Annotated in this window: 2 protein-coding genes and 1 pseudogene; 2 read left to right on the top strand and 1 reads right to left on the bottom strand. The window is 68.2% G+C overall.

Features of this window, described 5'->3' with window-relative positions; all coding sequences use genetic code 11:
* A pseudogene (locus K228_RS28795) lies at positions 1-469 on the top strand (hypothetical protein); the annotation flags it as partial.
* Entirely contained in the window at positions 453-1,145 is a 693-nt protein-coding gene (locus K228_RS0110220) for a class F sortase (protein WP_025618361.1), read from the top strand. The pseudogene K228_RS28795 and the gene K228_RS0110220, both read left to right, overlap by 17 nt.
* A gap of 55 nt (positions 1,146-1,200) precedes the next feature.
* Here K228_RS0110220 and K228_RS0110215 read toward each other — a convergent pair whose 3' ends face one another.
* Complete coding sequence (locus K228_RS0110215; RefSeq protein WP_025618360.1) at positions 1,201-6,258, bottom strand: NAD-glutamate dehydrogenase; 5,058 nt, start codon at positions 6,256-6,258, stop codon at positions 1,201-1,203.
* Positions 6,259-6,486: the final 228 nt, after the last annotated feature.

Raw genomic sequence — 6,486 nt, 5'->3', positions numbered from 1 at the left:
CTGGGACTCCGACGGCCGCGACCACAAGGACGACTACGACCACAAGAACGGCTGGGACTCCGACGGCCGCGACCACAAGGACGACTGGGACGACAAGGGCCGCGACCACAAGGACGACTGGGAGTCCGAAGGCCGCGGCGGCTGGAACGATGACGACCGCGACGGCCGGCACGACGACCGGCACGGCGACGACCGGGGCGGGGACCGCTGGGAGCACAAGCGGGACTACGTCTACTACGGCGAAGCCGAGGTGGACAAGCACGCCAAGCCGGGCACCTACAAGCTCAAAGGCTCGTGCGGCGAGGGTGAACTCGTTGTGCTGCCGCGGGGCGGGGTTGACGGCGGTGACGGCGGCATGAGTGCCGGCGACAACCGGGGCCTGGCCGTCGGTGGGGCTGGCCTGCTCGGCGCGGCCGCCCTGGGCGGTCTGGTGCTGCTGCGGCGTCGTACCGATGGTTCCCTGGTCTGAGGGGACGACGACCCGGGCCGGTGGCCGTCACGGACTTCCGTGGCGTGCCGCCGGCCCCGTCGTCGTCGTCCTGCTCGCCCTGGCCGGCTTCGGCCTGATCGGGGCATCGTTTACGGAGAGCCCATCGGCCCGCCCCCCGCAGCCTCCCGCGCTGGCCGACTCTCCCGTCGGGGCAGCGGCCACCGGCCCGGACGCCGCCCGGCCTGCCCCCTCCGGCCGCCCCCGCTCCGCTCCCAACCAGATCGTCATCCCCAAGATCGGTGTCGACGCATCGATCATGAAGATCGGTACCAATCCGGATGGGACAGTCGAGGTGCCCCCGCTCGATCAGGCACAGCTGGCCGGCTGGTACGAGCCGGGAGCGAGCCCCGGCGAAGTCGGTAACGCCGTCATTGTCGGACACGTCGACTCGGCAGAGCTCGGACCCGCGGTCTTCTTCTCCCTCGGTGAGTTGCGACCGGGCGACACGGTTGGAGTGGCCCGGGAGGACGGCGAACAGGTCGACTTCACCGTCGAGTCGGTGAAAACCTATCCAAAGAACGATTTCCCAGCCGAACTGGTCTACGGCTCCACGGACCAGATCGGACTACGGGTGGTGACCTGTGGTGGTGTCTTCGACGAGGCGGCCGGCAGCTACCCGGACAACATCGTCGTCTTCGCCACCCAGGCCCAATGACCCAGGGGTCGGAGGTCCCGGCGGCCGAGGCCCGGCCGCCGGGACACCCCGCGGGTCAGGACGCCGCCGAGGTCCGCACCAGGGTTCGGATCTGACGCAGCAGCACCGACAGGGCGGCCAGGTCGGCCCGGGACTCGTCGAACTCCCCCATCGCCCGCTGTGCACGGTGGATCGAGGTAGCGTTCGACTGCTCCCACTGCTGCACCCGCTCCACCGGTGGCAGGTTGCCCGGGGTACCCCCCAGCACCTCGGTGGTCAACGCAGCGAGCGCGGCATACAGGTCGTACCGCAGCGCCATCCGGGCTAGTGTTTGCCACCGGTCCTCTCGCGGTAGTAGCGAGATCTTCGACAGCAGCGAGTCCACCCGGAAGCGGTCCGACAGGACGAAGTAGACCGATGCGACTTCGGACACGTCCCGCCCACTGCTCGCCGCAGTCTCGACGACATCGAGCAAGCCGAAACTGTATATCAACCGGACCGTCTGCTGCGCCAGGTCCCGCGGCAGCCCCTTGGCGACCATCGACTCGATGTGCGCCGCGATTGCCTCCCGCTCGCTGCCGTAGAAGAGCGTCTCCATCCGCGGTAGGAGGTGGGCGACTCCGTCGCGCAGCCGCGCGACCTCCGCCGGCACATCGATCGGAGAGCGGCGGTTGGTCACCAGCCACCGCACCGCCCGGTCCAGCAGGCGCCGGAAGTCCAGGTATACGTCGGTCTGCAGGTCAGGGGCGACCCGATTGTCCAGCTCCTCGACGGCGTTCCAGATCCCGCGCAGCCCGAACACCTCGCGGACCACCACGTACGCGCGGAGCACGTCGGCGGCGCTCGCCCCGGTCTCCTCGACCACCCGGTAGACGAACGAGATACCGCCCCGGTTGATCGTCTCGTTCACCAACATGGTGGTGACGATGTCCCGGCGCAACCGGTGGCGGGACATCCGCTCGGCGAACCGCTCCCGCATCGGCGTGGGGAAGTAGTTGACCAACAGCTCAGTCGTCCACTCCTCGTCAGCCAGGCCTTCCGCCAGGATCTCCTTCTCGAGCACGATCTTGACGTACGCGAGAAGCACCGCGAACTCCGGCGCGGTCATCCCGGACTCCATCCGGACGGCCAGCTCCTCGTCCGGCGGCAGCGCCTCCAGCGCCCGGTCCAGGGCACCGGAGCGCTCCAGATCAACGATCATCCGCCGGTGCACCGGCAACAGCGACGGTGCCTGGGCCTGTGCGTTGCTGATCGCCCGTGCCTGGTCGTAGTTGTCCCGCAGCACCAACTCGGCGACCTCGTCGGTCATCTCGGCGAGCAACTCGTCCCGCTCCCCAACGGTCAGCTCCCCGTCGGCGACCGCCGTGTTCAGCAGGATCTTGATATTCACCTCGTGGTCCGAGCAGTCCACCCCGGCCGCGTTGTCGATGAAGTCGGTGTAGATCCGACCGCCGGCCTCGGCGTACTCGATCCGGCCGAGCTGGGTGCAGCCCAGGTTGCCCCCCTCACCGACGACCCGGCAGCGCAGGTCCTTGCCGTCGACCCGGATCGCGTCGTTGGACTTGTCCCCCACCTCGACGTTGGTCTGACTCGAGGCCTTGATGTAGGTGCCGATGCCGCCGTTCCAGAACAGGTCGACCGAGGCGGTGAGGATCGCCTTCATCAACTCCTGCGGGCTGAGCTGCGACACGCCGTCCTCGATACCGAGCGCCGCCCGTACCTGAGGCGAGATCGGCACCGACTTCGCGGTACGGAGGAACACGCCTCCCCCCTCGGAGATCAACTCCGGGTTGTACTCCTCCCACGTCGACCGAGACAGGTCGAACAACCGCTTCCGCTCCACCCAGGAGGTGGCGGCGTCCGGAAACGGATCGAGGAAGATGTGCCGGTGGTCGAAGGCGGCCACCAGCCGGATGTGCCGGGACAGCAGCATCCCGTTGCCGAAGACGTCACCGGACATGTCGCCGACGCCGACCACCGTGAATTCCTGGGTCTGGGTGTCGTGCCCCAACTCGCGGAAGTGCCGTTTCACCGACTCCCAGGCGCCGCGGGCGGTGATCCCCATCTTCTTGTGGTCGTAGCCCGCCGATCCGCCGGAGGCGAACGCGTCGCCCAGCCAGAAGTTGTGGGCCGTGGAGATCTCGTTGGCGATGTCGGAGAAGGTGGCGGTCCCCTTGTCCGCCGCGACAACCATGTACGGGTCGTCCCCGTCGTGGCGAACCACATCCGGCGGCGGCACGATCTCGCCGCTGACGATGTTGTCGGTGGCGTCCAACAGCGCGGCGATGAACTCCTTGTAGCAGGCCACGGCTTCGTCCCGGTCACCCGGCTTCTGCTTGAGCACGAAGCCACCCTTGGCACCGACCGGGACGATCACGGCGTTCTTCACCATCTGCGCCTTGACCAGACCGAGTACCTCGGTGCGGAAGTCCTCCCGCCGGTCGGACCAGCGCAGCCCGCCCCGGGCCACTGGCCCGAAGCGCAGGTGCACACCCTCGAACCGGGGCGAGTACACGAAAATCTCAAACCGGGGCCGCGGCGCCGGCAGATCCGGCACCGCCTGCGGATCCAGCTTCAGGGCAACATACGGCTTCGGCCGCCCGTCGACGCGCTTCTGGTAGAAGCTCGTCCGCAGGGTGGCCTGGATCAGAGTCAGGTACGACCGGAGGATTCGGTCCTGGTCGAGGCTGGCCACGTCGTCGAGGGCGGCACGCAGCTCGGCGACCAGTTCCCTGCTCTGCTGCTGACGCTGCTCGGCGCTCGTTGAGCCCGGCGCGAACCGGGCCTCGAAGAGCCGCACCAGCAGGGCCGCGATCCGCGGATACGCGATAAACGTCGACTCCATGTAGTCCTGGGAGAAGACCGTGCCCGCCTGCCGCAGGTACTTGGCGTACGCCCGCAACACGACCACCTGCCGCCAGGTGAGGCCGGCGCGCAGGACCAGCGCGTTGAAGCCGTCCACCTCGGCCTCGCCCCGCCACGCCGCCGCGAAGGCGTTCTCCACGTGCGGGCGCACCTCGGCCAACTCCTGGTGCCCCTCCGGCAACCGCAGGCCAAAGTCGTACAGCCAGATCCGGCCGTCAATGCGCTCTACCTCGTACGGGTGCTCGTCAACCGCCTTCACCCCGAGCGAGTGCAGCACCGGCAGCACCGCCGAGAGCATCATTGGCTCGCCGTAGCGGTAGACCTTGAACCGGACGTCCATCGACTCGTCGCCGCCGGCCACCCGACTCGCCGCACGAGGCGCCAGCTGCTTCCGGAACAGGTGCATCTCCAGCTGGCCGGGCTCCTCCAGCAGCTCCAGCTTCGCCAGGTCTTTCATCGCCTCGTACGGCGTGTGCCCGTCCTTGTAGCCCTCCGGGAAGGCGTCGGCGTACCGGGAGAATAGGTGCTTGGCCTGCTCGTCGCCGAGCTTGCGCTCCAGCACCAGCCGGTAGTCGTCGTCCCAGAGTCGGGTGGCGTCGGCCAACTCCTCGGCGAGCAGGTCGGCGTCGATGTCCCCCGGCGGCTTGGTCGGGTCGGTACGCACGATGAAGTGCACCCGGGCCAGCATCGACTCGGTAACCCGGGTGGTGTAGTCGACCCCGACCCCATTCAGCTCCCGCAGCAGGATGTCCTGCATCCGCAGCCGATTCTGGGTGGTGAACCGGTCCCGCGGCAGATAGATCAGGCAGGAGATGAAGCGTCCATACGCATCCCGGCGCAGGAACACCCGCAGTTGCCGGCGGCCAGCCATCCGCAGCACACCGATCACCGCGTGGTACAGGTCATCGGTCTTGATCTGGAACAGCTCGTCGCGCGGATAGGTCTCCAGGATCTGGAGTAGATCCTTGCCGGAGTGGCTGCGCAGGCTCAGACCGGACCGGTCGACCACCTCCGCCACCTTGCGCCGTACCACCGGCAGCTCCTGCACGCTGGTGCGGTATGCGGCGGTGGCGAACAGACCGATGAACCGACGTTCCCCGACCACCTCGCCGGCCTCGTCGAACACCTTGAAGCCGATGTAGTCCAGGTACGCGGATCGGTGCACGGTAGCCCGTGAGTTCGCCTTGGTGATGACCAGCAGGCGCTTCTCGGTGACCCGCTCGTGCGCCTCGGGCGTCATCGACGACAACGCGCGGGACTCCGTGGAGTCCGAGCGCAGGATCCCGAGGCCGGTGCCGAGCACCGCGCGCAGGGCCTTACCGCCCGCCTCCCCCTCGGCGTCCACCAGGCGATACTCCCGGTAGCCGAGGAAGGTGAAGTGGTCGTGGGCGAGCCAGCGCAGCAGCTCGACCGAGTCGGTGATGTCCTTCTCCGGCACCGGCGGCCGGCTATCGCTGTTCCGCGCGGCGGCCAGCTCGTCGGCGAGCGTCAGCGCCTGCTGGCGCATCCTGGGCCAGTCCTCGACCGCCTCCCGCACGTCGGTGAGCACCCGTTGCAGCTCCCGACGCAGGTTGTCCCGGTCCGCCGCGTCCCGGACCGGGTCGATCTCGATCCGCATCCAGCTCTCGATCAGGCCACCGGTGGTCACCTCGTCGGGCTCCACATCGGCGGCCACCTCGATCAGCCGGCCCAGCGGCTCGCGCCGAATCACCAGCAACGGATGGACCAGTAGGTGCACATCCAGGTGATGCGAATTGAGCAGGGCGGTGACCGAGTCCACCAGGAAGGGCATGTCGTCGGTGACGATCTCGACCACCGAGTGGTGCTGGTCGGCATCCGGCTCCTGGATGCGCAGTCTGAGTTCGCCCGGTACCCGCTGCTCGGCCAGTTCCCGGTGGGTACGTACGGAGTCGAGCATCTCCTCGGCGGTGAAGCCGATCAGCTCCTCATCTGGTGCGAACCGCCAGTAGCGGCGAACCAGCGACGCCGCGTCGTGGTCGTCGCCGGCGAGCGCGATCGCCTGCGCCACTAGGCGCTCCGCGTTGGGTACCGTCTCATCGAGGTCCGAATCCTCGGCGTCGTCCCCCAATGCGTCGGCGGGCAGGCCCAAGTCGTAGATCGAGTCGATGCTCGAACCGGTCAGGCCGGTCACACCAGTCTCGACGTCACCGAACCCGTCGGAATCGGTCGCCGAATCGAAGTTGTCGTCCCGGCCGGTATCAACCTGCCGGAGGTCGGGTCCCGGTTTGGTAGCCGGACGCCGGTCCATCGGTGCCACTCCCCTCGACCCACCGCGTCGTGGGTCACTCTGCGCCCAGCCTAGGCCCTGCCTATCCGCGCCTTGGTCGGCGGACCATCATCCGGACGTCCGGTTCGGGACTGCCGTCTTTCACCTACTGCGATAGGGGTCGACCCACCTGGTTTACCCCGCCTCCGGATGTTCATCACCCGGTCGCGGCCCGTCTTCGGCGTCTCGGCCTACGGCCAGGGACAAACC

The organism is Salinispora cortesiana, from assembly GCF_000484695.1.
GTDB lineage: Bacteria > Actinomycetota > Actinomycetes > Mycobacteriales > Micromonosporaceae > Micromonospora > Micromonospora cortesiana.
Note: the sequence above shows the minus strand (reverse complement) of the source record. Positions and strands in the feature narration are given on the sequence as shown.